Source organism: Legionella oakridgensis ATCC 33761 = DSM 21215, from assembly GCF_000512355.1.
Classification (GTDB): Bacteria; Pseudomonadota; Gammaproteobacteria; order Legionellales; family Legionellaceae; genus Legionella_A; species Legionella_A oakridgensis.
The window spans coordinates 2422750-2449355 of sequence record NZ_CP004006.1; the positions used below are offsets into that span (position 1 = coordinate 2422750).

Sequence of the window (26606 nt, forward strand, 5' to 3'; positions counted from 1 at the left end):
ATAGAATTAATAGCGTTCTAGCGAAGCTTTCTTGAAGTACTTTTGAAAGATTGAAACTCATTATTTAGACATATATCATCAGCCGATAAAGATCATCAAACCTTTATCCAGGGAATACATGGAATCTGATATCAAATTAAATAAACTTGTTTGGCAATATTTAAAGAAAAAAAATTGTCTTCAGAGACTCTGTTATTCCAACAGTCACCTTTCTCGCTCATGCTTTCTGATGAGATCGCTTTTTTTGTATGCAGAAATATGCGATCTCAATTGTGTCTAAATTTAAATAATTAAAACCTTAGCTCCAGGGTTGGCTTTTACCCAATTCGCCACATACTCGATGTAGTTATTTTTACCAACAGCAATGCATCCACGCGTTGAGCTTGGTAAATTGTTTAACCAGCTAAATCCACTAGACGACTGCGTTGGCCCATGGATCCCTACATCTCTACCAGTATATCCTGCAGCTAATTGCTTTGAAGTCGGATAGAGAATTGGAATAAAGACTTTAAATTGATTGGATTTTCTTGGATAAGCCAACCCATATAAACCAATTGGAGTTTTATTATCACCCGCTCGTTTTTTACCAACGCCTTTATATCCGAGAGCGACTTTAAAGGTCTTAATGACAGTGCCTTGTTTACAAATATTTAAAATTCGCTTTGCAGTATGCACATTGATTCCGTTTGATAAAGGACAAGTCGCCGTATTAGCAAATAAAGCAACTGGAAAAAAAATAGAGATCATGAAGAGAATTGCTTTTATTTTCATATTAATAGACAAAATTTATTGAAATTGGTTAATAATTATTCCATAGTATTCCATTTATTCATAGGGTTGGCAGGCTAAATCTTAGCTCTACACCAATTAAGGGGGCACTGTAATCAAATTAGTCTAGACTAAGTCCTTGATTTAGCGATCAAAAGGAGATTAAAGTGCCTAAGAACAATCTTATCCTAAATTTACCTGGATTTTCCATATTAAAAGTGAGTGGGTATCAACCCTTATTATTAGATGTAACTTATAACCGATTAGCTCGGTGTAGTCATTGCCAAAGTAAGCAGGTTCGCAAGAAATCATCGTATGTAAGAACAGTACACCATGAGTTAATAGGGCATCGTCGAAGTGTATTGAGGTTTAAAGCGTATAAGCTTTATTGTCATACTTGTTGTCGCTATGGTAATCAACAGTTTCCCGGTATCAATAAACATCAACGTGCTACTTGGCGAGCTCAAGCTGCAGTGTTTCATGAGCATAGCCGCGGGGTATCGCAAAAAGATTTATCAGAGCGTTATAAGAAAGGAAAAGCGACCATAGAGCGCTGGTATCAGCGGCATTATGAAGAGCAACATCGAGAATTAATCAATAAACCATGTCCTGTGGTACTGGGTATTGATGAACATTTTTTCAGTAAGAAAGAAGGGTTTGCAACTACTTTTTGTGACCTAAGAAAACATAAGATATTTGATGTGGTTCGTGGCCGTCGTGAGCAAGAATTAAAAGAATATCTCCAGCAATTACCTGGAAAAGAACGTGTCAAAGTGATTTGTATGGACTTGAGCAGTACATACCGTTCCTTAGTAAAGAAGTACTTTCCTAATGCTATGATAGTGGCTGATAGGTTTCATGTAATCCGTTTAATTCAACATCAGTGTATGATGACCTGTCGAGAACTCTCCACTGAAATTAAAAACAATAGAGGTATCTTAGCCTTATTAAGAACAAGACCTGATAACTTAAGTGATGAGAAGAAAGTCAAAAGAGATGCGTTTTTCACTGAAAATCCTGCAATAGAGGCTATATATCAATTTCAGCAACAACTGCACTCACTATTAATGAAAAGGGCGCTAACACAGCATGAGTGCCGTAAAGTAATACCTACTTTCTTAGAAATGTTGGCTGAGTTAAAGCAAAGTGGTTTTAAAGCATTAGCATCATTAGGTAAAACACTTTGGGCTTGGAAAGATGAAGTGGCCAGAATGTGGCGATTTAGTAAGTCAAATGGAATAACAGAAGGCTTTCATCGCAAAATGAAACTCATTCAGCGAAGAGCTTATGGTTTTAGAAATTTTGAAAATTATAGAGTACGTGTTAAGGTCCTCTGCGGGTGATTAAAGCTGCCCCCTTAAATGGGAAAGAGCCAATTATAGAGTACGTGTTAAGGTCCTCTGCGGGTGATTAAAGCTGCCCCCTTAAATGGGAAAGAGCCTGGTTTTAGAAATTTTGAAAATTATAGAGTACGTGTTAAGGTCCTCTGCGGGTGATTAAAGCTGCCCCCTTAAATGGGAAAGAGCCGTAAAGTGCCCCCGGATTTGGGGAAGAGCCGAAATGGCGCGCTCGGAGGGACTCGAACCCCCGACACCTTGGTTCGAAGCCAAGTACTCTATCCAGCTGAGCTACGAGCGCATTCTAGATACTAGATTCCAGGGAATAGAAACTAGATTTGATCAAGTATTATTTTACTGGGAACTGCCGAAATAACAAGTCGCCAGAATGGTGGGCCGTATAGGATTCGAACCTATGACACAGAGGTTAAAAGCCTCCTGCTCTACCAACTGAGCTAACGGCCCTACTTACCTACATCAGAAAAATCGCTGGTAATTCAATCCACTACATTTTACTATGAGGAAGAATTAATTAACAAGCGTATTTATCACGTTGAACATGGTGGGCCGTATAGGATTCGAACCTATGACACAGAGGTTAAAAGCCTCCTGCTCTACCAACTGAGCTAACGGCCCCAAAGAGGCTGAAATCATACCCGATCAAGCTGAAATTTCAAGTGTTTTGAGCAGATTATTTTCAAATAACCCAGCTTTTGTATACAAATCCTCACTGGTTGCCAATACATCACAGTCTTGCAATGACAATTGCCCAAGGACAGACGAGAGCTGTGTGCGCGAAACAAGCAACAATAAAACGTCCGCTCCCATCGCACCACACCCTTTCGCTGCCAATACCCCTGGTTGCTGCCTAAGCCATTCAAGGTATTGCTGACTTCCCTCCGCAACAAGATTAAAGATCATTAATTGCTCATGATAAGCATTTACCGCTTCAATAAGACGAAACCCATTACTGGATTCAAAAGCTCTTTTTCCTGATTCAACGATCCCTGCTAATTCAATTATTTTTTCTGGTAAAGAAGCATGTTGCAAGTGATGATGTGTCGCCAGTTTCTTACCAGTATGTAGCAAGATGAATGCCAGATCATCAAAAGGCCAGTTGTAAATCTGATATTGATGCTGTTGATGGTGAATATAAACACATCCATACAAAGATTGCGCCAGTACATCATATCCGCTGGGACGCAATCCCTGCCCATTCCAAGATACTTCAGCATAAGCGTTGTGCATTTCCATGAGAGTGGGCATTTTATTATGCAAATAACAACTCGCATAATAAGCACCCAAAAACTGAGCGCTTGACGCACCCATACCACCTCGATTCTGGTAAGGATCAAACCAACTTAATCCTTGTTCCATCGTTGCTTGTGTCCACCAACGGCCAGCTGGCGAAGCAGGATGAATACCGTTTAACCCAGTTTCTTGCGATAGAGTTACTTCAAAACAAGGGGCTGTGGTTAATACCAGCGCAGGACCACCAGTGACCGCCACATACTCACCTAACAAAAACGTCTTAGCAGGAAAACACCATTTCATAAAACCGTTTAAACCTGTCGAATTTCTGCCAATAATTCACAAGCATTGTTTAAACTTACGCGCTTATTCAGCGTTAACCAATGTTGTAATCGCTCTTTCAATACAGGCATTTCTTCATCGGTTGCACCGGCAACGAGTAACAAATTATCAAGATGAAGCTTCATATGACCTTGAATGATGCCTTCTGTGCATAGTGCCTTAAGCGCACCCAAGTTTTGGACGAGTCCGACAGCAGCAATCACGCGTGATAATTGGTTAGCCGACTCAATACCCATCATCTTCAAACACATTTTTGCAGTAGGATGCAACGACGTTACACCTCCAACCGTACCAACGATAATGGGAGCGGTTAATTCGCCTTGCAACACCCCTTGCTCATAACGCCAACGAGTAATTGCTTGGTATTGACCCGACCGAGCCGCAAAAGCATGTATGCCTGCTTCCACAGCACGCCAATCATTTCCAGTTGCGATAACCACAGGATCTATTCCATTCATAACTCCCTTATTGTGAGTGGTTGCCCGATACGGATCCGTTTCTGCAAAAAGAGAGGCCTCTTGCAAACGTTCCCCTAAGGACGGCTCAACACCACGAATGGTCACCGTAGCGGTTGTAAGTTTTTGATCATTTAAATTTGACAGAATGCACATAGATACTTGTTCGCCAGTTAAATTTTCTATTGGCGCTTTCAAATATTCCAAGACTTGATTAATAATATTGGCTCCCATGGCGTTGCAACTATTCATCGTTAAATGAATAACCGCCATGTCCCCTCCACCCGGACGCGGAAGGCGACGCAAATGCATATCCACAACCCCCCCACCGCGCTTGACCATATTAGCAGCCACATCTTCATTGGCTTTTTCAATTAGGAATTGCTTATTTTCAACAAAAACAGCAGATAATCGCTCAAAATTTCGAATATTTGCCAATTGAATTTGCCCAAGAATACAGTCACCTTCCACACGCGTTTGGATCTCTCCAGATTGTCTTATCCATTTTGCAGTTTTCGACAAGGCAGCAATAATAGAAGTTTCTTCTACAGCCATTGGAATAATATAATCCTGGCCATCAATACAAAAATTAGTAGCAACCCCTAATGGCAGTTGAAAATAGCCAATAACATTTTCAATTAATTTATCCGCAAGACTCGTATCCTGAATACCGCCTTGACGTAAAAAATTAATATCGTCGACAGTCAATGCTCCCAGCTCCAGCAAACGTTGAAAACGCTTTTCTCGATCCAACTTGGAAAACCCTTGAAATAATTGGCTGGCATTTTTAATTAATGGCATGCCTTCTCCTTAAATCATTTAATATACGGCTGCCTGTACAAAACATGGCAACTTTTAATTCATATTCAATCGATGTCATGGTATGAATGACTTGCTCCGTGGAATGCAAAGCAGCACTAAGCATTGGTTTGGCAAAACCAACCGTGGTCGCTCCAAGCGCGAATAATTTTGCCGCATCCAGTCCATGGCGAACTCCGCCGGAGCCCCAAACTTCAAAATCAGCATTCAAGGAAATTGCATCAGAAACACTTTTAACTGTATCGATACCCCAATCACGAAAAGTTTTTGACGCTTTTTGGCGCATGGGCTCATTAACCGCGCGATGCCCTTCAATACGCCCCCAATGAGTTCCACCCAACCCACTAACATCCACGGCAGAAACGCCAATATCATTTAAGCGAGCCAATGTTGTTTGTGAAAATCCACATCCTGTTTCTTTCACAATGACAGGCAAAGGCAAATGTTTGACTAATGTCTCCAAAGCATGCCAACAGCCTTTAAATTGCGGCGTGCCTTCCGGCTGAATGCATTCTTGTAAAGGATTGCAGTGAATAATCAAAGCATTGGCTGCTATAGCATCCATTAACCGCTGCACTTGAGACATGGGGGTAGAAATTAATTGGGCAATACCAAGATTGCTAAATAGACTGACTTGCGGAAAATCCCGACGCAGCGGCTGCCACTCTAAAGCAGCATGACTATCTGTGAGTTCGCGCCGTTGCGAGCCCACTCCCATTGCCCACCCATTCTGAGCGCATGCAGCAATAAGATGGTGATTAATATTGACTGCCTCACGATGTCCGGCAGTCATGGAAGCGACCATAAAGGGTTTGGCCACTGAAGAGCCAAATCGAATACCAGTAATATCTATGTCATGAAAATCAATATCTGGAAGCGCTTCATGAATCAAGACAACACGGTCAAAGGTGTTTAATTCATTACTTTGATTATCCTGCATAAGCGCAAGTTCAATATGATCCTGCTTGCGTTTTTCAAATTGACTATAATCGTCTGACATTACAATGGCTATTTCTGCTAAAATGGCTTGAATTTTACCACATTACAAAGCAAGCAACCACTGACATTCGTCAAACCTCTATCATGATTTATTAAATTTTTACACTCAATAAAAACGAATCTATAAAAGCCCTCATCAGGGCACAGCATTATAGCGTTTCTTTTCATGTACTTTTATTAGTATTTCTGGGCAAGAACAACCGACACTTCATTCAAGTTTTCATTGAGTTGAGTAAAAAAATACATCAAGCTATAAAATCCATGGGTATCACTCTCCAATGAGGCAAATCGTTCAGGATGCTTCGTAATTGCTTTTGCCAACAACGAAGACACATTTGCAGCAGGCAACATGGTGCTGTTACCTTCTTTCTGAAGCTGCAAGATAAGCACCTTAATATTATGCTTCGTTGTGTTGGCAGCCGTTTCAATCAAACGTATGTCATCCTGATTTAAATGAGGCAATAGCCATTGGTAAGACTCAATTAAATTACTCATGTACAGAGAACACTGTTCAATGCGATTAAGAACAGTAAAAAAATCCTGTCCAGAGAGGCGATGAAACAATAATTCATAACGAATGGATAATGCATTTTTTTTAATGTCCTGGAAATCCATCGATAAAACATGGCTAGAGACATAAGTCCTGGCTTGTTTTGTTTTTATAACCATCTTCAACAAAGCATTCATTTTTTGCAAATATCCGATAAACAAATCAGCCACATTGGTTTTTACAGGAAATAAAAAACACCCTACAGTCAGTGCAATACCAGCCCCTAGCGCTGTATCAATAATACGGGCTTGCAACAAAAGTAAATTCCAATTTCCAATCAATGCAAATAAAAAAACAACGAAACAAGTCAGAAAAAACATGGCAATCAGATGCTGAATTTTCATCAAATAGATGGTAAAAAAAACAAAGATAAGCAAAAAAATCATAATGATTGTCTTATCGCCCGGCAGTAAAAAATACAATACCGTTCCGACACAGCCCCCCAAGGCAGTCATTCCCACTCGCTCAACGGAGCGCTTAACACTTTCTCCCCACGTTTGAGCCGTTAATGCCATAGCCGTTAACGTAATCCAGTAGCCGCGCTCAAAGGCAAAATGTTCACTAATCAACTCGGCAATTGCAATGGCAATAGCCGCCTGAATCGCCATTTTGGTTGTATTTCTAAGTTTCATCGGAGTTTTTAACCAATTGAATGATATGCTGATTCATCAATTCAAAGCCTAATTTACAATTCAGTAATAACATGATGACGGCTGGATTATCAGCAGGTGCAAGACCTAGTTTTTTGCCAGATCAGGTAAAAACAAAACGATGAATCTTTGGAAACTGTAAAATCTGCATACATACCTATTGCAGCTAATAATGTTGCGAATTGTTTACACACCAGACTAATGGCAAGCTGCGCTGAACGTGGCATCTCATTGGAATGAATCCATAAGGCATCAATAAGAAGAGTATAAGCATGCACTAAAGCATATTGATGAGATACAATATAACTGAACTGTTTTTCTGTTTTTGCAGTCTTACGATTAAGCTGGATGGCTTGATTAGTATTGACCAACTGCATCAAGGTGGTTTTTATGGATTCAAAAGGTAAATCCGTAACGTGCATGGTCTTTCTATTGGAAATCAGTAAATATCGTCTTATCTCAGCCATTCCGGAACTTAATGTTTGGAAAAAGCGATTTGAATTTTTCACAAACAGGCGAGAATAGTTTTCTGGGAAAACAAATAAGATAATGACTGCAGAGACCCCAAAACCAACCAATAAACCATACATATGCCTCCATGCCTCATCTGTTGATGAAAAAGGCAAGGTGGTAGCGAGAAAACATAATGTCCACCCCATCATGGGAGCCATGCTGTTTTCTAAGCCGAAACGCCGTATATAATTTGCAAAAAAGCCCAATACCACGAGCGTCAAGGCCGTCCAATCGGCAGAATCGCGAACCATCAGACCAAGAATAAACACTGCAAAGTAAATGAAATCAAAAACAACGATATGAAGAAGTTTTAAAATCCATGTCTCAGCCACAACACCTTGTACCGAAATCCCACCGACGATGCCTGCCAAGAGACTTGTCAAGATCCCTTTATCATAGGTAATCCCGACAGAAATAATAATGGCCAATACCGTCCTTAATGCCTGCTTCAAATTGAAGTAGCCAGGATCAACATTCCATAAGTAAACCCGGAACTGATTAAGTGTGTGCACGTATTTTTGCCGTAAGACGGTATTTCGTATTATCCTAGGCTATTTTTCAATAGAATAGCAATTATGCCCAAAGATCAGTCAAATGCCCATTTTGTTTTTGACAAGGAAAATAATACCTATCGTTGTGAAGGAGATTGGTCAATTACTCACATTGGAAATCTCTTTAGAGAATTCAAACAAAGCTCTATTCCTTCCTCGGCAAAACTTACTATTAATGGCGAAGCATTGACAAAATTTGACAGTGCCGGCGCATTAACTCTCTGGCATTGCATAGCAGAATTAAAAACGCAGCATAACTCCATCACATTGGACAAATTTAACAAGCAACAAAAAGACTTGCTTTCCGTCATTGAAGAAAAAAGCGAAAACCTACACTACGCTCCCCCTTCGCCCAAACGGGAAAATGTCTTACATCATATTGGTAAAGAAACAATCCACAAACTAAATCAAGCCAACGGTTTAATTGTTTTGGTAGGCGACCTGAGCGAAAAAATTATGGCGGCCTTCCATCATATGCGACGATTTCATTTTCCAAGTATAGTTGCCACTATTTATGCCACAGGCGTCACCGCCTTACCGATTATCGGTTTGCTCTCCTTTTTAATCGGTGTTGTTCTTGCTTATCAGATGGGCTTACAGCTAGAAACTTATGGTGCCAATATTTTTATTGCTTACTTATCAGGCATGGCGATCTTTCGTGAGTTTGCGCCATTAATTACCGCCATTATTGTCGCTGGCCGAACCAGCTCATCGTTTACGGCTCAAATTGGTAGTATGAAAATTAATGAAGAGATAGACGCATTATATACCATGGGACTTTCTCCCACGGAATTATTGGTAGTTCCCAAGATGCTCGGATTATTATTAATATTTCCTTTACTTATTTTTTGGTCCGACTTCTTCAGCACCGTCGGCGCTATGATTATGTCCAAATTTATGTTACATGTTGGCTATGTCGACTTTATGACTCGTTTGCAAGATTCTGTCGGCCTAAAGCAAATGATGTTAGGTTTATATAAAGCACCTGCATTTGCAATTCTGATTGCACTGGTTGGATGTTTTCAAGGATTTTGTGTGGAAGCCAATGCAGACAGCTTGGGGGAAAAAACCACAAAAAGCGTGGTGCAAGCATTATTTCTAATTATTGTTGCCGATGCAATATATTCTGTTATCTACAGTTGGCTGGATCTTTAAACATGAGCGAGCCCATTATTGAAATCAAAGGATTAAAGAATTATTTAGGCAGCCAATGGGTTCATTCTGATGTAAACCTTACTGTAGAAAAGGGAGAAATTCTTGCCATCATTGGCGGCAGTGGCAGCGGAAAAACAACCATCTTACGCAGCATTCTCATGTTATTAAAACCAACGGCAGGTACCATTAAGGTATTTGGAAAAGATATTGAACACATCAGTGAACATGAAGCGAACGCACTTCGTCAACGTTGGGGCATGCTATTTCAACATAGCGCTCTTTTTTCAGCAATGACAGTCCTTGAAAACATCATGTTTCCCATGCGCGAACTGGCGTCGCTTGATAAACAACTCATGCACGAACTGGCTATTTTAAAACTAATGCTTGTCGGTTTATCTAAAGAAACTGGCGGAAAATTTCCGGCAGAACTCAGCGGAGGAATGCAAAGACGTGCTGCGGCAGCACGCGCCATTGCCATGGATCCTGAATTATTATTTCTTGATGAACCTACCTCAGGACTCGACCCATTAAGTGCCAAACAATTTGATGAGTTGATTCTTTTTTTAAGAAATGCATTGAATCTAACCATTGTGATTGTCAGTCATGACATTGAATCTCTGCAGCGCACGACGGATCGCGTCGCTTTTGTAGGCAAAGGAAAAATAATCAGCGTGGAACCAATTGATAAATTAATGCAAAATGATCATCCATTAATTGCTGATTATTTCAGTAAATTTTAAAATAGTAGCCATTAAACAGGGAGCATTGTGCTTGGAATCAAAAATTAACTACACCATGGTTGGATTAACCGTCGTCATTCTAACCGCCGGTCTTATCATCGCAGGCCTTTGGCTATCTATCGGATTCGATAGAAAAGAATATAATATGTACACGGTGTATATGAATGAATCCGTAACGGGTTTGTCTGAAGAATCACTGGTCAAATATAATGGTGTAAAAGTTGGACAGGTAAGCAAAATTGAATTAAGTAAATTTGATCCACGACGTGTCAAAATATTGCTTAAAATCGAAGAAGGAACTCCTATCACCACAAGCACTTATGCGACTTTAATTACCCAAGGGATTACCGGAACGACCTATTTGGGACTATCCCCAAGTTCATCAACGTTTGTTCCTCTGCAAAAAACCCCTGGAGAACCTTATCCTGTCATACCTGCGAAACCATCTTTTTTTAATCGCTTGGAAAAAAACATTAACGACATCAGCCATGGATTTAAGCGCATTTTAACGCAGGAAAATTCAGAGAATTTGAAAGAATCCTTAAGCAATCTGCAAAAAATCTCTTATTCCATTGCCAAAAACGATGAAAATATTAATAAAAGCCTTCAAGAATTACCTAAAGTCATTCATGAACTTAAAGCAGGCATTCACAAATTTGGCAAGATGACGGAAGACATGTCCAAAGCAGGTAATCAATTCAGTATGACTATGAAAGCAGGCAAGGACGGTATTGATAAAATATCACAACAAACCATTCCTCCGGCCATCATATTATTACGACGCCTGGATTTAATTGCCGCCAATCTTGAAATTGTGAGTGCACAAATGCGACAAAACCCAGCCGTTATCATTCGTGGCAGCACCCCCCCTAAATCAGGCCCGGGAGAATAACTGTGAATAAAGGATCTGTCTTACGCTGTGTTCTCTTTATATGCCTGCTGAGTTTGGGTAGCGGATGTGCCGTTAAAACATCTGTTAATAACCAATATAAATTGGAAAATTTCGGTTGCACACCAGTCAAAGGAAAACGTTCAGCCTCATCCATACTGGTTACCCAACCAGAGGCTGTCGCAGGTTATCAGACTGAACAAATGCTTTATATGGTTAAACCGTTTGAATTAAATCCTTTTGCCCATAGTGCTTGGGTAGGGGCGCCAGCAAACATGCTTTTTCCTCTTATTTTGCAAAGCCTGCAATACAGTAATTACTTTTCTGCCGTCATCTCAACCCCTTATGGCGAAAAAGCAGATTACCGGTTAGATACTCAGCTTATCGAATTACATCAGAATTTTTTGGCAAATCCCAGCAGGATAGAACTTATTGTCAAAGTCGTGTTAACGTACGTTGCTGATAATCATGTTATCGCGTCGAAAATCATTAAACGAGACGTGCAATGTCCTGAAAACACGCCTTACGGGGGAGTCCTCGCTGCCAACATAGCCGTGAAAGAATTTACAGAAATTATGACAGAGTTCGTCATCGCCCATATAAAACAGCAATCTCCATATTCAAAGACAATGGCGAAAAATTATAAACAATTGTACAATGTGCCACCATCAACACGGATTAAAAAAATCTAGATGTTATGAAGTGTTTTAAAGCGTGTTGACATTTGCTTTTACAAAGCGAAAATGCTGAAAGCGATTGTTAATACGCGCCAAATAATAATATTGACAAATAAATCATTTCAAGGAGATACACTCAATGAACGTCAAATCAATTTTTAAATCAGGACTTTTAGCTGCCAGCATCTTATTGCTTGCGTCTTGCTCTAAAGCTCCGGGAAGCGCCGATGGTACCGCAACAGAAGAGGGTGGTTTGTCAGCCCAAGGACTTGGCCAATTAAACGGTCGTTTCGCTGGCCAAGAAGCAGGAGAGTCTTATACCACTCAAGCGCCACATAATCAGATTTATTTGTTTGCTTATGATAATGCTACCTTAGCATCAAAATATGTCCCTTCAGTTAATGCCCAAGCAGAGTATCTCAAATCCCATCCTGGTGCACGAATACTGATCGCCGGCCATACCGATGAACGCGGAAGTCGTGAATACAACGTTGCGTTGGGTGAGCGCCGAGCTAACACCGTTGCTGAATTAATGCGCATGGCTGGGGTTGATCGGCAGCAAATCAGAGTGGTCAGTTATGGCAAAGAGCGCCCCGCCAATTACGGCCATGATGAAGCATCTCACCGCCAAAATCGACGTGTCGAACTAATTTATGAGGCTACCCGATGATTAAATCCCATCGATTGATCCTTGCAGCATGCTTTTCTTGCATGCTGCCTTTTGGTGCATTCTCTGAAGTCCCTATCGTAGATGATAGTGAGAATTTTGCACTTCTTGAAGACCAACAAGAAGTACTTGAGCAACCTATCGCACGGCAACAAGCCGATTTCCCTGAAAATGATGAAGAATCCCCCCTTGCTTACGATGAACCCGAGGCTGCCAGCAATACCGCCAGTAATCGTGATAACGCTGCCTTGCTGGACAAGATCCAAAATTTACAGCAAGAAGTTCAAGAATTACGTGGTCAGTTGGAAGTTCAAGCGCATGATCTGAAATTACTCCAAGAACAACAATTAGCTTTTTATAAAGATTTGGACTCCCGTTTACATAATAACAGTCCAGTCCAAACTGCTAAGAAAGATATAACTATCGATAAACCTGAACCTGTGAAAAAGACCACAAGCATCAATAATCCAACACCAGTCCCTGACAGAGTGCCTGCATCGGTTTCAGGTAATGCCATACATGCCAATCCGGCTGACGAACAGATCAGTTACCTTGCTGCTTATGAATTAATAAAAATAAAAAATATGATGAAGCCACCAACGCCATGCAGACGTATATCTCTCAATATCCTCAAAGCGGATATGCTGCAAATGCTCAATATTGGTTAGGTGAGCTTTATATGCTAAAAAAAGACTACCCCAAAGCCATTGAACATTTTGAAGCAGTATTGCAACAATTCCCATCGTCTAGCAAATCAGCAGCAAGCTTATTAAAAATTGGTTATGCTTTAGCTGCGTCGGGAAAAAACAATGAGGCAAAACAACGACTACAACAGGTTATCAAAAACTATCCTGATACGAATACAGCACAATTAGCCACCACAAAATTGCGCTCATTAGACATATAATAGAGGTTAGTAATAGCAACGCGCCGCATCCGTCATGGATAAAATGCATCATTTATGCATGTTTTTTATCCCTCAGAAAGCATTTTGTTGTAAAATGCAGCAAATACCGCCACCGCTGCGCCGTGCGGGGAAAATATCCTGATGAAAAAACGATTACCTAATCAATTACGTATTACTGAAATATTCCATTCGTTACAAGGCGAATCTACTACCATCGGTCTGCCTACTACCTTTATCAGGCTTACTGGTTGTCCTTTGCGTTGTCAATATTGCGATACCGCTTACGCATTCCATGGTGGGGAGTTAATCCATATAGAAGAAATTATATCTCGCGTTGTTTCCTTTGAATGCCAACACGTCTGTATCACGGGCGGTGAGCCTCTGGCACAACCCGGTTGTCTTCATCTGCTCAAACAATTATGTGATACCGGTTACAATGTTTCATTAGAAACCAGTGGAGCCCGGGATATATCCACCGTTGATGAACGGGTCATGATCGTTATGGATTTGAAAACACCAGATTCTGGCGAATGCGCAAAAAACAAATTATCTAATCTCGATCATCTTAAAAAAACGGATCAAATTAAATTTGTATTATGCAGCCATGATGATTATCAATGGGCATGCACTATGATTAATAAGCACCAATTGACTGCTCGAACACAAATTCTTTTTTCACCCAGTTGGGGGCAACTCAACCCTACCACACTGGCTAATTGGATAGTAAAAGATCGTCTCAAGGTACGATTTCAATTACAACTGCACAAAATTTTATGGAACGATGTCCCCGGACACTAGATTTTTTAAGGAGATAATGAATGCAATGGTTCGCTCAAGCACCATCAAATATCGCTCTGATAAAGTATATGGGCAAAAAAGAAGATAAACAAAATATACCTATTAATTCTTCTTTATCCTATACATTAAACAAATTATTAAGTAGTGTGGTATTGGAAACGCAGGCAGGAAAAAAAGACTTTTGGGAACCATTAAATATTCCAGGCGCCATGCATTTTATTCTTCCACGTGCGGCACAAGAGCGTTTTCTGCAGCATTTAGCACACTTGAAAGCGTATTTTAAATATACTGGAGCATTTATTGTACGCTCCAGTAACAACTTCCCACATAGTAGTGGCTTAGCAAGTTCCGCTTCAAGTTTTGCTGCTCTAACTAAATGCGCCTCTCTGGCCTTAAGTGAATTAACACACAAGGAACTTCCTGCTGTTGAAATACAGGCACAATTAAGCCGTGAAGGCTCCGGCTCATCTTGCCGCTCTTTTTTCAGCCCCTGGGCTTTATGGCAAGATAAAATCGTTCAAGCCATTGATTTACCTTACAAAGAATTAATTCATCAAGTGATTATCATCAGCCATGAAGAAAAAAGGTATCTTCGAGCGAGGCACATCAACGTATTCGTACCAGCAAATTATACTCAACCCGTAGTGAGCGGGCGGAAAATAACTTAAAAGTCCTGCTAAATGCCCTGGAGTCTAAAGACTGGGGAAGTGCTTATCAAATTTGTTGGCGTGAATTTCATGATATTCATCAACTGTTTGCTACCTGTACTGCCCCATTTTCCTACATGACAGAACAGAGTCAGGAAGCATTAAAAAAGCTGCAGGACTTATGGCAACGCAAGGGCGACGGCCCTATTGTCACCATGGATGCTGGGCCGAATATTCATTTGCTTTACCGTCAAGAGCAAATGGATCTGGCAAACCAATTTAAAAAAGACCATCTGATAGGCAATTACGATGTCATATGATTTTCAAACAACCACTCATGGAAAATGGATTCTTGCCGGAGAGCATTCAGCCATTCGCGGTCATAGCGCTCTGGTATTTCCAATTCATGAAAAAAAACTCACACTCAGTTATCGTCAATCCACGTCAGAATTAAATGCAGATTATGAAGGTGAAAGTGGCGCTGATATGCACTTGTTATTTTGGAGTGTACTTGAGCAAGGAATGCAAATTTTGGGGAAGTCTCTCAATAGCCTAAACGGCCACTTCCATTTATCCAGTAATATCCCTATTGGTGTTGGTATGGGAGCGTCCGCAGCGCTGTGTGTTGCAGTAGCACGATGGTTTTCCACTCAAAACATGCTGACGAATTGGGAACTCCATCATTTTGCCAAAGAATTAGAACATATGTTTCACGGACAAAGCAGTGGATTAGATATCGCCGGCGTCGCCTCAAATACAGGAATATATTTCAAACAAGGACTTTATTCAAAAATCGAACAGAAGTGGAAGCCACGATGGTATTTATCGTCTTGTGGTCAAATTGGCATTACGTCACACTGCATTCATCAAGTAAAACATTTATGGGAAACGAATCCCAACCATGCAGAGCAAATTGACCAGGAAATGCTGCATAGCGTATCTCTGGCGCAACAAGCATTGGAATGTTTCCAGCCGAAATCTCAAGAAATGCTTGCACAGGCAATCAATCTTGCGGCAAATTGCTTTCAGCAGTGGGGGCTTGTAAGTGAAAATCTAAAACAGCATATGGAAACACTGCGTAACGCTGGTGCAATTGCAGTCAAGCCAACCGGCTCTGGGGGAGGAGGATATATGATTAGTTTATGGGACCCTAATATAACGCTTCCCGATATGCCCTTTATTCCGGTATAACTTTTTGACTCCTCAAAAACAACTGGCGAACGTTATTCGGCAAAATGGTAATACACTTCACCATCTTTTATCATACCAAGCTCGAAGCGTGCTTGTTCCTCCAGAGCTTGTTCCCCAGATTTTAATTCCAGGATATCCGCTTCTATAGCACGATTACGCTTGAGCAATTTTTTATTTTCGGATTTTTGCGCGTCGAGTTTTTTTTCAAGTTGCAGCCATTGAGAGATGCTGCCGTCACCAAGCCATAATTTATATTGCAAACCAATCAATGCCAACACTAAACAAGCAATAATTATTCGCATGGAAAAACTCTCAAGATATTTAATTTAATAGCATAACATGATTATGCATTTAATACGCCAGCCTCGTCTCTATGCCTAAATTGCGCACGCTTTAGGCCATTTAAATCCACTGTTGCACATTGATGACAAATTGTGGTTACAAATGACCTCAAGTGTAGATGCCAAACAAAAACTGGTACTTTTTCAAAAATTTTTAGATTACCTTGAAATGCCAGACGATCTTAAGATGGTTCTGCCAGCATAAGGCAACGAAATTTGTTCATTAATCCGTAATAATTGATTGTATTTTGCTATTCGGTCAGTACGGCAGAGAGAACCTGTTTTGATTTGACCACAACCACTGGCCACTGCCAGATCAGCAATAAAAGTATCCTCAGTTTCCCCAGAGCGATGTGATATGACACAACGATAATCGTGCTCATGAGCCAGACGCATCGTCTCTCTTGTCTCGCTGAGCGTGCCAATTTGATTGAGTTTAATCAGAATGGCATTTGCAGTTTCCTCAACAATGCCTTTTTTTAAAAGATGAGGATTTGTTACAAACAAATCATCTCCGACCAATTGTATTTGATCACCCAACTGCTTGGTTAATGCTTGCCATCCGGCCCAATCACCTTCGTCTAAACCATCCTCTATGCTAACAATAGGAAATTGTTTTACTAATTCAGTATAATATTCAATCAATCCTTCATGATTAAATGTTTTATTTTCTGAAATTAAATGATATTTCCCTTCAACAAACAGTTCTGACGCAGCCACGTCCAACGCAAAAACAATATCGCGTCCTAAATGAAAACCAGCGGACTGCACCGCTTCTGCCAAAATGTCGAGCGCTTGACGGTTGGACCTAAGATTAGGAGCAAAACCACCCTCATCACCCACCGCTGTGTTTAATCCTTGTTTTTTAAGTACAGATTTAAGTACATGAAACGTCTCTGTGCCCACTTGCAAGGCTGTTGCGAAATCAGAGGCCCCTATGGGCATTATCATAAACTCTTGGATATCAACATTATTGTCTGCATGCGCCCCGCCATTTAAGACATTCATCATGGGCACCGGCATCCGCATCACTTCATCCTGATTAAGCACCTTAAACAACGGCAATTCAGAAGCCTTAGCATAAGCTCTTGCACAAGCAAGTGAAACAGCAAGAATAGCATTTGCCCCCAGACGAGACTTGTTTTCTGTACCATCCAATTCACACAAGCGTGCATCAATGCATTCTTGTTCGGCCACTGAAAAATGCTGCAAAGCAGCATTAATTTCATGATTAATATGGCTAATTGCCTGAATTACTCCTTTGCCCACATAACGATGCGGGTCATGATCACGCAATTCACAAGCTTCACGACTGCCTGTAGAGGCACCTGAGGGGACACTTGCTCTGCCTATGACTCCATTTTCCAACACCACATCGGCCTCCACCGTTGGATTACCACGCGAATCCAGAATTTCCCGTCCTATTACCTTGGTAATGTACATAATAAATCCTCATGTTTTTTAAATAATTTCAGGCTGAAATGGAGGTATTGTTATCAAATCAACACCCTGTTTAAAAGCCAAGTATGAAATCAAAATACAGTAGTATAAACTAGCAGCTATTCCATTTAGCTTTGACAGGTTGCATAAATGGTTCTGTTTTTTGTCATCTCTGCTCTGTTTCTTGTCATCCCCGTGCAGGCGGGGATCCATTCTGAACAGAGCACAGAGCCACATTAAATATGGTTTCCCGCTTTCGCGGGAATGAGAGACAACCCGTCAAAATTAAATGGAAAAGGTACCAGATTTTTTCCCTTATTTGTTATGCATATGGAACGTTTTACAATCAACAAAGAACCAACGCTGCAAATTGCCTTGGCATTACTCCCAGGTATAATGGCAAGCATCGTACTTCATGATCAGCATTATTTATTAGCTTCGTTTTATGCCGTTTGTGCCGTTATACCATTTGGTGTCGCGCATGCGAACAAGCAGATTACCTACCTCTTTTCCCTGTTCATTATAATTTGCAGCTTTATTGCATCCTTACTTATTCAGGATTGGGTGCTTTTTTTTCTTTTTTTAGCAATCCCAGTGACCTTGTTTTCTGTGTATGAAAAACAAAACAAGCAATTAAAAACCATGACAAGCTGGTGGATCATTGGCGTTGTCTATGCCAGCTTTCATATCCATCAAAGTTTAAGAATCCATTGGTCAGAATTCCTGCTTATTTCTTTGCTGACTTTAAGTGGATGTTTCATCGCATTATATAGCAAACGCTCAACATCCTGGACACTTCCAGCATTCGTCCTACAAAAAAAATACTTACGTTATTATGTAAAATATCCTCTGGCACTCTTTATTACCATCACGCTTCTGGCCAATTTGCATCTTGCAGAAGGCGAATGGTTAATTTGGTCGTGTTTTTCAATGTTAAGTCTGGATTTTTCCAAAGCCAAAACGAGATATCAGCAACGATTAGTAGGCGTTGCTTTTGGCGTAAGCCTCGGCTTAATCATCATCAAGATAACACCCTATTCACCCTGGCTTGAATATATTTATATGATTTGCATTTTACTCACGCTACGCCTGTTTCATTCCTATTTATATTCCTTTGCAATTCGATGTTTTTTCGTGGTCTTATATGCAGGAAGTAATTATCAAGACATTGGTCATGCAAGACTAACAGACATTGCTTTAGGGGGTGCGATAGGCATCCTACTTTCCTATGGTTTGCGTAACCGTACTGCATCAACTAACCAGCTTTAATCATGGATGGAAATTGATATGAAAAATAATGCACTCATTATAATAGATTTTATAAATGACTTGACTCATCCTCACGGCAAAGTGGCTAAAGGACATGAACTGCTACAGAAAAATCATGTCATTGAACGAGTAAATCAAAGCATCGATCATGCTCGAAAAAATGATTGGCTACTCGTGTTTGTTCGCGTTGGATTTAGTGATCATTATCCTGAATGCCTGCAAAATTCCCCGATCTTTGCCCAGTTGCCTCAAAAAGAAGCCCTAAAGCTTGGTACATGGGGCACCAATTTTCTGGATAGCTTACATCTCAAACAAGATGATTTAATCATTACCAAACATCGTATTAGTCCATTTTATGGTACGGAACTTGATTTGATTCTTCGAACCCATCCTATTAAAAATGTATTTGTCAGCGGCTTCTCTACTGATATGGCCGTACAATCCATGGTTAGAGAAGGACATGACCGCGGTTATAATATGATAGTCATCATTGACGCTTGCAGTGCCCATACGGAAGAAAATCACCATGCAAGCTTGTTAAGCTTAAGCCGCTTAGCACAACTAATGCATGCAAATGATTTGCAAATGCTTTAATCATCATAAATTTCTAATTTTTTTTAACAAAATATTGGTTATAATCTGCGCTAATCTTTGCTAGGGTTATCATTATGAGTCGCATATTTAATATGTTCGGGCCATCACCAATCAGGCCTATTGAGCAGCATATGCGTAAAGCATACCATTGTGCAAAGCAGCTCTATCCATTTTTTGAAGCTGTTCTTGAGCAAGATTGGGAAACGGCTGATGACCTTAGACAAAAAATAATTGCGATTGAAAAAGAAGCTGATCTGATTAAAAGAGATTTACGACTTCATTTACCAACTGGATTATTTCTTCCTGTTTCTCGTACCGATTTACTGGAACTACTAAGCGCCCAAGATCGCATTGCTAATAAAGCAGAAGACATCGCTGGCTTGATTATGAGCCGACGCATGATTATTCCCAAAGTGCTTTCTGGAGTGTTCATGCCTTTCTTGCATCGCTGCCTAGATGCAGCTAAACAAGCCTGTAAAGCCATAAACGAATTAGATGAATTGCTGGAAACCGGCTTTCGCGGCAGTGAAGTAAACATTGTGGAAGAAATGATTCTTACGCTGGATGAAATCGAACATGATAGTGATGACAAATTAGCCGATATCAGGCATCGCATTTTTGAGCTGGAAAAGGATTTACCCGCCATCGAAGTGATTTTTCTCTATAAACTGGTTCAATGGATTGGTGACTTGGCTGATCATGCCCAAATCGTGGGGGTCGGCTGCAAATTCTCATTGCCCGGTAATCTGACTTATGGATTTATCAATTGTATTTGTAATTCTTGCTGCTATTCTTTGCTTTTTTATGACTTGGGGGGTTGGTGCCAATGATCTTGCCAACGTCATGAGTACCACGATGGGTTCCAAAGCCGTGACGGTCAAGCAAGCGATGCTGATTGCTATTCTTTTCGAATTTGCTGGAGCATTTCTGGGTGGCACAGGGGTAACCGAAACCATGCGCGACGGTATTATCAATACCAGTGAATTATCGCAACAGCCATTATTACTGGTGGAAGGCATGCTTAGCGTGCTGATAGCCTGTACTATTTGGATGAATCTTGCCAGTTTTTTTGGCTTGCCAGTATCCATAACCAATGCCTTGGTAGGCTCCATGGTTGGATTTGGGAGTCTCGTATTAGGAAAAAATGCCATTCATTGGCATCAGGTTTCTCATATTGCAATTGGCTGGGTTACTTCTCCCTTAATTGCCGGCACCACTGCCTTTGCGTTATTTACCAGCATCCAACAGGCCATTTTTGTTAAAAGTGACCCCTTGATAAAAGCCAAATTGTATATCCCAATTTACTTGTTTTTAGTTGGCTCTATTTTGTCTTTTATTACTGTATTCAAAGGACTAAATCATTTTGATATTCATTTAAATATCAAACAAGATATTGCCGTTACTTTAGCCACCAGCATCATTATTACCATCGTTGGCATGATTTTTATCAAAAATATTCCCGAAAAACCGATGCTAAGACGCCGAGAGCGGTTTTTGCAGGTCGAGAAATTCTTTGCCGTATTGATGGCAATGACTGCATGTGCCATGGTATTCGCCCATGGTGCCAATGACGTGTCCTTAGCAGTCGGCCCTCTGACGATCATTCATAGCCTTATCACCGATGCTCAACAACCCTTTGAAGTGACCGATTACCCGGCCTGGATTATTTTGCTAGGATGTGTTGGCGTGGTCACCGGCTTATTGATGTATGGCAGAAAAGTTATTGAAACGGTGGGCAGTTCAATCACAGCATTAACTCCCAGCCGGGCTTTTGCAGCAACTCTTTCTGCCGCAACCACCGTCGTCGTTGCAACCAGTCTTGGGATTCCTGTGTCTGCCACACAAACGCTCGTGGGTGCCGTTCTTGGTGTCGGCTTGGCCCGAGGCATTGGTGCATTAAATCTAATTGTTATCCGTAATATCTTTACATCATGGGTTCTTACTTTGCCTGCAGCATCTCTATTAACCATCCTGTTTTATAAAATATTGCATGCTTTCCTAAGTTAATGCCAATTTTTTTCACCTTTCTCCTGATTGTCTGCCGTGAAGCCAAGTACTACTTCCTGTAATGCTTAGCCACAGCAACTCACTAAAAGTCCTTCCAAATCTCTTCCTGTCTTTCTTCCGGATTGGCGTGATCACGAAGTCTAAAGATTCGCTGATGTTTTTTAATTTCCTTTAATTGCGACGCTGATTTTTCATGGGTAGCATCAAATTGATATAAAAATCGGTCGTAAGGGCTTACGTAAGCCTTATCAATATCTTGGCTGCTCATCTTTTTTCCCACTATCAATGATATAACTGGTAATTTTATCGGGTTTTTATTAAAGTTGCCATGCATTAATACAGGAAAGAGCAAATACCATGAAAATAAAGAAAGCAGAATTACATGTTCATTTAGAAGGAACCATTTCGCCGGAACTTGCGCAAACATTAGCAAAACGCAACAAACTGCAACTTCCCCAAGGGTTAATCACTGAAGATGGTCAAAGTTATTTTTCTCGAGATTTTCTTCATTTCCTGCAAGTGTTTGATGTTGTTGCTGACCTAATTAAAAAACCGCAGGATTACTACGATATCACCTTTGATTATTTACGCACCAATGCCTTGGAAAATACCATTTACGTAGAAATGATGTATTCTCCCGATCATGCAGAAAAAGCAAGCGGTATTCCTTCCATTGAACATTTACATGCTATTCAGCAAGCCATTGATGATGCACAGCATCAATTTGGAATTATTGGACGGATTATTATTGTTGCGGTACGCCATTTTGGTCCGGAAGCTGCCGTGCGTGCTGCAAAACAAATTATGAAAGAATCTGTTCCCTGCGTGACGGGTTTTGGTTTAGGTGGTGATGAAATTAACTTTCCACCCAAATTGTTCCGCCAAGCTTACCACATTGCCGCCGAAGCTGGTTTGTATTGCACCGTTCATGCTGGTGAATTTGCTCCAGCGAGTGGTATGGTAGAAGCGATGGAACATCTTCCTATCCAACGCATTGGCCATGGAGTTCAAGTCATTCATTCACCAGAAACAATGGCCTTAGTGAAAGAACGGGACATTGCCTTAGAGATTTGCCCTTCCAGTAATATCAAACTGGGTCTTTTTAAAGATTTTAATAGCCACCCTTTTCCAAGGCTATTGGAAGCAGGCATTACCGTCAGCTTGAATTCCGACGATCCACCTTTCATGCGCACAACCTTGGCTCAAGAATATGCTCGCGTCCAAGACGCTTATGGTTATAGTGATAAAACCATGGAAGATATTACTGCCATGGCAATCAACCGTGCGTTTGTCGATGAAGATACTAAAAAAGCATTGTTGGAAAAACTAAACAATCAATGAACGCTGATTACAGCCAGAGTGCGTAACCCGTTTGCTTGCAAACGGGTAACTGCGATCTTGATTAGCAATACCATGCTTTTCAATAGGAAGCATGCTGATGATCAACCCTGGTTACCGCTTATGCGCGTTAACCAGGCTACATGGCCTCCATATACAACCGCAATTTTTTCATGGCATTTTTTTCTAACTGTCGAACACGTTCTGCTGAAACACCATATTTTTCTGCCAGCGCATGCAACGTCATCGCTTTGTCATTGGCCAGCCAACGCTCTCGCAAAATATCCTGGCTTCGGTCATCCAGACGTTCCATGGCCAAATGCAATTTCTCATGGCTTTGTATGCTGCTATCTTCCTGTTCAAGCATATAAGCTGGATCACTGCCGACGTCTTGTAAATACCGTGCAGGAACTGAAGTATACGTATGATCATCCTCATCAGAATCCGGAGCATCATAGGGCATATCCATCGCATTCAATCGCTGTTCCATGACAAGAACATCTTCGCGAGTAACACCTAAATCCTGAGCTACAGCATCTACCTCTTCCGCATTCATCCAACCTAAACGCTTTTTCATTTGGCGCATATTAAAAAATAATTTACGTTGCGCCTTAGTGGTTGCTACTTTGACAATTCGCCAATTCTGTAATACAAATTCATGAATTTCTGCCCGAATCCAGTGCACAGCAAAAGAGACCAAACGCACCCCTAGACTGGGGTCAAAACGCTTAACCGCCTTCATTAAACCAACATTACCTTCCTGGATTAAGTCACCCAGCGGCAAGCCATACCCCAAGTAACCACGAGCTACGCGAACAACGTAGCGTAAATGAGCAAGAATGAGCTGACGAGCTCCTTCCAAATCCCCTTCTATATGGAAACGTCGAGCAAGCTCATATTCTTCTTCGGCTGAAAGCATGGGAATTTGGTTGACACGATGAATATACGCATCAAGGCTGCCCACTGGCAAATTCATAGTTGAACATTGCAACGGTAGACTCATTGTTATTCCTCATCAAACCAAGACAAAAGCAGTAGTCACCACCATGGTGAACGAAAAAATCCGAGAAAGCATTGTAGACTGACTCAATGCAGATTGACTGCGGAGTCAGGGTCAACTGCGTTTTCTAGGATTATACATCAACTATAGGGTTCAATAGAAGCCAATTGTCTTTTAACAGATAAACGCGCCCCTAACCAACCCAGTATAGTGGCTGAACATATCAAGAGCAATGCTTGAGAAAAGGATAAAATCAAGAAAGGAGAAGGTATTTGAAAAGCAGTCGCCAAATGCCTCATGGCCAGCGCTAAACTTAACATGAATAGATTAACCACTAACACTGCAAATATTGCACCGGCAAGACCATACAAAATACCAGAGTAAAGAAAAGGACGAAGAATAAAAGGATCCGTTGCCCCAATCAGCTTGAGTATCTGAATCTCTTCTCGACGGTTTTGAATCGCCAGTCGCAAGGTATTACCAATGATCAATAGGACAGCGGATGCAAGAATAAGCATTAATCCATGGGTAATCCTTGTAACAAGCCCAAGAATTGCATGTAAACGATTGACCCATTGCATATCAATTTTGGCTTGTTCCACCTGGGGGTAAGATTTTAATTGCAAATATAATTGTTCCAGTTTTGCTGGTGCATCGACGTTTAATTCCGGAGTGATATCAATGACTGCGGGCAAAGGGTTTTCAGAAAGATATTCCATAATATCTTCCATTCCTTCCTGGGTCTTGAGTTCGGCAAGCCCCTCCTCCGGTGATTTCAAAACAGCCTGGGCTACGCCTTGTAGGGTACGAACACGTAATAAAACACTCTCGGCCTCTTGGGAAGAGAGAGAAGGCTTAAGATAGAGGGAAATCCGACCACCTTGCTGCCAGTTATTTGTCAATTGCTCCAAATTATAAGCAAATACCCAGAACAATGCCGGTAATGCCAATGTAATTGCAATAACCATCATCGTCATTGCAGCAGCAAATGGCTTTTGGCCAAAAAGACGAATACTGGCAACCATAGCTTCTCGATGATGATCAAAATAGGTGTGCAGTTTAGTCAGCATATGCGCCCACCTTTTAGCATGACAATTCGATGCCTCATTCCAGCAATGAGAGCCAAATCATGAGTGGCCACCAACACACCAACACCAACTTGATTTAATTGCTCAAACAGCTTCATAACCTCGGTCGATAACGCAGGATCTAAATTCCCTGTAGGTTCATCCGCTAATAATAAAGCTGGTTTATGCACAACAGCACGGGCAATACCTACCCGCTGTTGTTCCCCCCCAGAAAGATGAAGAGGCAGTATTTTTTCCTTATTCAGCAAACCCACCATATCTAATGCGGCCCGCACCCTTTTAGCAATCACTTGCGAAGATACCCCCTGAATTTTCAAGGGTAAAGCAACGTTATCAAAGACTGTTCTGTCATTCAGTAAATAGGGTGATTGAAAAGTAATTCCCAAAGTACAGCGATAATGCGGTATGTCTCGTTTCTTCAGCTGATTCAACCGCAAACCATTGATAACAATTTGGCCGGAAGAAGGCAGTTCAAGCATGGCAATAAGCTTAAGTAAAGTGCTTTTACCCGCGCCCGAATGGCCGGTAAGAAAGGCCATTTCACCTTTTTCAAGAGAAAAATTAATGTCGCTTAACGCTTCATAACCGCCTGGATATCGTTTGCTAACCTGGTTAAATATTATCATCATTGAAAATTGCATTAACAAATTGCGAGGCATTGAATGGTCGCAAGTCATCAATTCCCTCACCCATCCCCAGATAACGAAATGGTATCTCTAATTCGCTGGCAATAGCAAATAATATTCCTCCTTTAGCCGTACCATCAAGTTTCGTCATCGTAATACCGCTCACGCCAATGGCTTGATGAAACTGACGCGCTTGATTTAACGCATTTTGACCAATGGTTGCATCCAATACCAACATGGTTTCATGCGGAGCATTCCCATCAATTTTTTTCAAAACACGTTTTACTTTTTTAACTCATCCATAAGATTTTGCTGGGTATGCAAACGTCCAGCTGTATCCGCTATCAATACATCCATGCCGCGGGCTTTTGCTGCCTGAAAAGCATCAAAAATAACCGAAGCACTGTCAGCCCCCGTATGCTGGGAAATCACCGCAATCTGATTTCGCTCTCCCCAGGCTTGTAATTGTTCTATGGCTGCGGCACGAAAAGTGTCTCCTGCCGCCAACATGACTTTTTTTCCGAGTTGTTGGTATTGCTTGGCAAGTTTGCCAATGGTTGTCGTTTTTCCTGCACCATTTACACCAACCATCAGAATAACAAAAGGATTACTATCACCTGTTTCCAAAGTTAGTGGCGCCGCTTCTTTCGTAAGAATGCCTTGTAAATGAGTCTTTAAAGCCGCATAGACAGCATCACCATCTGCTAACAGCCTTCTGGTTAAACCATCGCTTAGCTGTTGTATAATTAACTTTGTAGTATCAATCCCTACATCAGCACTTAAAAGCAATGTTTCCAGCTCTTCCAATAATTCAACATCAATTTCTTTTTTACCAAGCAGCAATCGACCGATGCCATCTCCTAATTGGTGGCGGGTTTTGCTTAATCCTTGCTTAAAGCGTGTGAATAAATTTTGCTTGGCCGGCTTATTGACTGGCGCTTGTTCTACCCTCGTTGGCAGCAAGGCATCCGTCGATGAGTCGCTCGGCTTCTCAATA

At 41.1% G+C, this 26606-nt stretch carries 24 protein-coding genes, 3 tRNA genes and 4 pseudogenes; 15 read left to right on the forward strand and 16 right to left on the reverse strand.

All coding sequences use genetic code 11. From position 1 onward, the window contains the following. Nucleotides 1-282: 282 nt before the first annotated feature. Nucleotides 283-771: a L,D-transpeptidase family protein gene (locus tag LOA_RS11740; RefSeq protein ID WP_025384797.1), complete on the reverse strand. Its 489-nt coding sequence runs from the start codon at nt 769-771 to the stop codon at nt 283-285. Between the two features lie 164 nt (nt 772-935). On the opposite strand from LOA_RS11740, the gene LOA_RS11745 reads away from it, so the two are divergent. After that, complete coding sequence (locus tag LOA_RS11745; RefSeq protein WP_025384767.1) at nt 936-2111, forward strand: ISL3 family transposase; 1176 nt, start codon at nt 936-938, stop codon at nt 2109-2111. Between the two features lie 218 nt (nt 2112-2329). On the opposite strand, the gene LOA_RS11750 is transcribed toward LOA_RS11745, so the two are convergent. The 8 genes from LOA_RS11750 to LOA_RS11785 all read right to left on the reverse strand — a co-directional run bounded on the left by LOA_RS11750 (nt 2330) and on the right by LOA_RS11785 (nt 8196). Continuing rightward, nucleotides 2330-2406: transfer RNA gene (locus LOA_RS11750), tRNA-Arg, on the reverse strand. 88 nt (nt 2407-2494) lie between these two features. Further along, nucleotides 2495-2570 (reverse strand) — tRNA-Lys (locus LOA_RS11755). 95 nt (nt 2571-2665) lie between these two features. After that, nucleotides 2666-2741, reverse strand: a tRNA-Lys gene (locus LOA_RS11760). Nucleotides 2742-2765: 24 nt separating this feature from the next. Then, entirely contained in the window at nt 2766-3659 is an 894-nt protein-coding gene (locus LOA_RS11765; RefSeq protein ID WP_025386505.1) for a mevalonate kinase family protein, read from the reverse strand. Between the two features lie 8 nt (nt 3660-3667). Next, a complete protein-coding gene (locus tag LOA_RS11770) occupies nt 3668-4954 on the reverse strand; it encodes a hydroxymethylglutaryl-CoA reductase, degradative (protein ID WP_025386506.1) in 1287 nt (428 codons plus the stop codon). Then, nucleotides 4941-5972 carry a type 2 isopentenyl-diphosphate Delta-isomerase gene (fni, locus tag LOA_RS11775; RefSeq protein WP_025386507.1) on the reverse strand — a complete coding sequence of 344 codons (1032 nt, stop codon included), beginning with the start codon at nt 5970-5972 and terminating at the stop codon, nt 4941-4943. Before fni ends, LOA_RS11770 begins: the two co-directional genes overlap by 14 nt. A gap of 176 nt (nt 5973-6148) precedes the next feature. Continuing rightward, nucleotides 6149-7153 carry an FUSC family protein gene (locus LOA_RS13900; protein WP_025386508.1) on the reverse strand — a complete coding sequence of 335 codons (1005 nt, stop codon included), beginning with the start codon at nt 7151-7153 and terminating at the stop codon, nt 6149-6151. Between the two features lie 89 nt (nt 7154-7242). Beyond that, nucleotides 7243-8196 (reverse strand): hypothetical protein, encoded by a 954-nt coding sequence (locus LOA_RS11785; protein ID WP_148294906.1) that lies wholly within the window; start codon nt 8194-8196, stop codon nt 7243-7245. A 63-nt stretch (nt 8197-8259) separates the two neighbouring features. Here LOA_RS11785 and LOA_RS11790 point away from each other — a divergent pair, with 63 nt between their 5' ends. The 9 genes and pseudogenes from LOA_RS11790 to LOA_RS11830 all read left to right on the forward strand — a co-directional run bounded on the left by LOA_RS11790 (nt 8260) and on the right by LOA_RS11830 (nt 15906). Further along, nucleotides 8260-9390 carry an MlaE family ABC transporter permease gene (locus LOA_RS11790; protein ID WP_025386510.1) on the forward strand — a complete coding sequence of 377 codons (1131 nt, stop codon included), beginning with the start codon at nt 8260-8262 and terminating at the stop codon, nt 9388-9390. A 2-nt stretch (nt 9391-9392) separates the two neighbouring features. Next, complete coding sequence (locus LOA_RS11795) at nt 9393-10130, forward strand: ABC transporter ATP-binding protein (RefSeq protein WP_025386511.1); 738 nt, start codon at nt 9393-9395, stop codon at nt 10128-10130. Between the two features lie 31 nt (nt 10131-10161). Next, nucleotides 10162-11022: an MlaD family protein gene (locus tag LOA_RS11800; RefSeq protein WP_025386512.1), complete on the forward strand. Its 861-nt coding sequence runs from the start codon at nt 10162-10164 to the stop codon at nt 11020-11022. 2 nt (nt 11023-11024) lie between these two features. Continuing rightward, entirely contained in the window at nt 11025-11711 is a 687-nt protein-coding gene (locus LOA_RS11805; protein ID WP_025386513.1) for an ABC-type transport auxiliary lipoprotein family protein, read from the forward strand. 124 nt (nt 11712-11835) lie between these two features. Continuing rightward, nucleotides 11836-12366, forward strand: coding sequence for a peptidoglycan-associated lipoprotein Pal (pal, locus tag LOA_RS11810; protein ID WP_025386514.1), 531 nt, complete (start codon nt 11836-11838; stop codon nt 12364-12366). Then, a pseudogene (gene ybgF, locus LOA_RS11815) lies at nt 12363-13270 on the forward strand (tol-pal system protein YbgF). The gene pal and the pseudogene ybgF overlap by 4 nt, the downstream one beginning before the upstream one ends. Nucleotides 13271-13411: 141 nt before the next feature. After that, a complete protein-coding gene (gene queE / locus LOA_RS11820) occupies nt 13412-14068 on the forward strand; it encodes a 7-carboxy-7-deazaguanine synthase QueE (RefSeq protein WP_025386515.1) in 657 nt (218 codons plus the stop codon). 20 nt (nt 14069-14088) lie between these two features. Next, nucleotides 14089-15035: pseudogene (locus tag LOA_RS11825) on the forward strand (diphosphomevalonate decarboxylase). After that, the gene (locus LOA_RS11830; protein ID WP_025386516.1) at nt 15025-15906 is read left to right on the forward strand and encodes a mevalonate kinase family protein; all 882 of its coding nucleotides are present in this window, start codon (nt 15025-15027) and stop codon (nt 15904-15906) included. Before LOA_RS11825 ends, LOA_RS11830 begins: the two are co-directional and overlap by 11 nt. Nucleotides 15907-15938: 32 nt before the next feature. Here LOA_RS11830 and LOA_RS11835 read toward each other — a convergent pair whose 3' ends face one another. Together LOA_RS11835 and eno are read right to left on the reverse strand one after the other, a co-directional pair. Then, on the reverse strand, nt 15939-16208 hold the full coding sequence (locus tag LOA_RS11835) for a septum formation initiator family protein (RefSeq protein ID WP_025386517.1): 270 nt from the start codon (nt 16206-16208) through the stop codon (nt 15939-15941). A gap of 198 nt (nt 16209-16406) precedes the next feature. Beyond that, nucleotides 16407-17690, reverse strand: a complete 1284-nt coding sequence (gene eno, locus LOA_RS11840; protein ID WP_025386518.1) for a phosphopyruvate hydratase — start codon at nt 17688-17690, stop codon at nt 16407-16409. Between the two features lie 327 nt (nt 17691-18017). On the opposite strand from eno, the gene LOA_RS11850 reads away from it, so the two are divergent. The 4 genes and pseudogenes from LOA_RS11850 to LOA_RS11865 all read left to right on the forward strand — a co-directional run bounded on the left by LOA_RS11850 (nt 18018) and on the right by LOA_RS11865 (nt 21557). Continuing rightward, on the forward strand, nt 18018-18956 hold the full coding sequence (locus tag LOA_RS11850; protein WP_158423057.1) for an FUSC family protein: 939 nt from the start codon (nt 18018-18020) through the stop codon (nt 18954-18956). 18 nt (nt 18957-18974) lie between these two features. After that, nucleotides 18975-19550 (forward strand): cysteine hydrolase family protein, encoded by a 576-nt coding sequence (locus LOA_RS11855; RefSeq protein ID WP_025386520.1) that lies wholly within the window; start codon nt 18975-18977, stop codon nt 19548-19550. 92 nt (nt 19551-19642) lie between these two features. Continuing rightward, nucleotides 19643-20295, forward strand: a pseudogene (locus LOA_RS11860) (TIGR00153 family protein). An 8-nt stretch (nt 20296-20303) separates the two neighbouring features. Further along, on the forward strand, nt 20304-21557 hold the full coding sequence (locus tag LOA_RS11865) for an inorganic phosphate transporter (protein WP_025386521.1): 1254 nt from the start codon (nt 20304-20306) through the stop codon (nt 21555-21557). A gap of 82 nt (nt 21558-21639) precedes the next feature. Here the strand turns inward: LOA_RS11865 and LOA_RS11870 are convergent, their stop codons facing one another. Beyond that, entirely contained in the window at nt 21640-21825 is a 186-nt protein-coding gene (locus tag LOA_RS11870; RefSeq protein WP_025386522.1) for a CBU_0585 family protein, read from the reverse strand. 89 nt (nt 21826-21914) lie between these two features. On the opposite strand from LOA_RS11870, the gene LOA_RS11875 reads away from it, so the two are divergent. After that, entirely contained in the window at nt 21915-22898 is a 984-nt protein-coding gene (locus LOA_RS11875; RefSeq protein ID WP_025386523.1) for an adenosine deaminase, read from the forward strand. A gap of 136 nt (nt 22899-23034) precedes the next feature. Here the strand turns inward: LOA_RS11875 and rpoH are convergent, their stop codons facing one another. The 4 genes and pseudogenes from rpoH to ftsY all read right to left on the reverse strand — a co-directional run bounded on the left by rpoH (nt 23035) and on the right by ftsY (nt 26572). Then, the gene (gene rpoH / locus LOA_RS11880; protein ID WP_025386524.1) at nt 23035-23898 is read right to left on the reverse strand and encodes an RNA polymerase sigma factor RpoH; all 864 of its coding nucleotides are present in this window, start codon (nt 23896-23898) and stop codon (nt 23035-23037) included. A 137-nt stretch (nt 23899-24035) separates the two neighbouring features. Beyond that, complete coding sequence (gene ftsX, locus LOA_RS11885) at nt 24036-24965, reverse strand: permease-like cell division protein FtsX (RefSeq protein ID WP_025386525.1); 930 nt, start codon at nt 24963-24965, stop codon at nt 24036-24038. Then, entirely contained in the window at nt 24959-25609 is a 651-nt protein-coding gene (ftsE, locus tag LOA_RS11890; RefSeq protein ID WP_025386526.1) for a cell division ATP-binding protein FtsE, read from the reverse strand. The genes ftsX and ftsE overlap by 7 nt, the downstream gene beginning before the upstream one ends. Further along, nucleotides 25596-26572, reverse strand: a pseudogene (gene ftsY / locus LOA_RS11895) (signal recognition particle-docking protein FtsY). Before ftsY ends, ftsE begins: the two are co-directional and overlap by 14 nt. Nucleotides 26573-26606 lie beyond the last annotated feature (34 nt).

Coding starts and splice junctions, on each gene's coding strand:
- queE (WP_025386515.1), top strand. CDS start 13,412: ATGAAAAAACGATTACCTAATCAATTACGTATTACTGAAATATTCCAT.
- LOA_RS13900 (WP_025386508.1), bottom strand. CDS start 7,153: ATGAAACTTAGAAATACAACCAAAATGGCGATTCAGGCGGCTATTGCC.
- LOA_RS11875 (WP_025386523.1), top strand. CDS start 21,915: ATGAAAATAAAGAAAGCAGAATTACATGTTCATTTAGAAGGAACCATT.
- LOA_RS11870 (WP_025386522.1), bottom strand. CDS start 21,825: ATGAGCAGCCAAGATATTGATAAGGCTTACGTAAGCCCTTACGACCGA.
- LOA_RS11865 (WP_025386521.1), top strand. CDS start 20,304: ATGGATTTATCAATTGTATTTGTAATTCTTGCTGCTATTCTTTGCTTT.
- LOA_RS11855 (WP_025386520.1), top strand. CDS start 18,975: ATGAAAAATAATGCACTCATTATAATAGATTTTATAAATGACTTGACT.
- ftsX (WP_025386525.1), bottom strand. CDS start 24,965: ATGCTGACTAAACTGCACACCTATTTTGATCATCATCGAGAAGCTATG.
- ftsE (WP_025386526.1), bottom strand. CDS start 25,609: ATGATAATATTTAACCAGGTTAGCAAACGATATCCAGGCGGTTATGAA.
- pal (WP_025386514.1), top strand. CDS start 11,836: ATGAACGTCAAATCAATTTTTAAATCAGGACTTTTAGCTGCCAGCATC.
- LOA_RS11790 (WP_025386510.1), top strand. CDS start 8,260: ATGCCCAAAGATCAGTCAAATGCCCATTTTGTTTTTGACAAGGAAAAT.
- fni (WP_025386507.1), bottom strand. CDS start 5,972: ATGTCAGACGATTATAGTCAATTTGAAAAACGCAAGCAGGATCATATT.
- eno (WP_025386518.1), bottom strand. CDS start 17,690: ATGTACATTACCAAGGTAATAGGACGGGAAATTCTGGATTCGCGTGGT.
- LOA_RS11835 (WP_025386517.1), bottom strand. CDS start 16,208: ATGCGAATAATTATTGCTTGTTTAGTGTTGGCATTGATTGGTTTGCAA.
- LOA_RS11830 (WP_025386516.1), top strand. CDS start 15,025: ATGTCATATGATTTTCAAACAACCACTCATGGAAAATGGATTCTTGCC.
- LOA_RS11850 (WP_158423057.1), top strand. CDS start 18,018: ATGGAACGTTTTACAATCAACAAAGAACCAACGCTGCAAATTGCCTTG.
- LOA_RS11795 (WP_025386511.1), top strand. CDS start 9,393: ATGAGCGAGCCCATTATTGAAATCAAAGGATTAAAGAATTATTTAGGC.
- rpoH (WP_025386524.1), bottom strand. CDS start 23,898: ATGAGTCTACCGTTGCAATGTTCAACTATGAATTTGCCAGTGGGCAGC.
- LOA_RS11765 (WP_025386505.1), bottom strand. CDS start 3,659: ATGAAATGGTGTTTTCCTGCTAAGACGTTTTTGTTAGGTGAGTATGTG.
- LOA_RS11770 (WP_025386506.1), bottom strand. CDS start 4,954: ATGCCATTAATTAAAAATGCCAGCCAATTATTTCAAGGGTTTTCCAAG.
- LOA_RS11740 (WP_025384797.1), bottom strand. CDS start 771: ATGAAAATAAAAGCAATTCTCTTCATGATCTCTATTTTTTTTCCAGTT.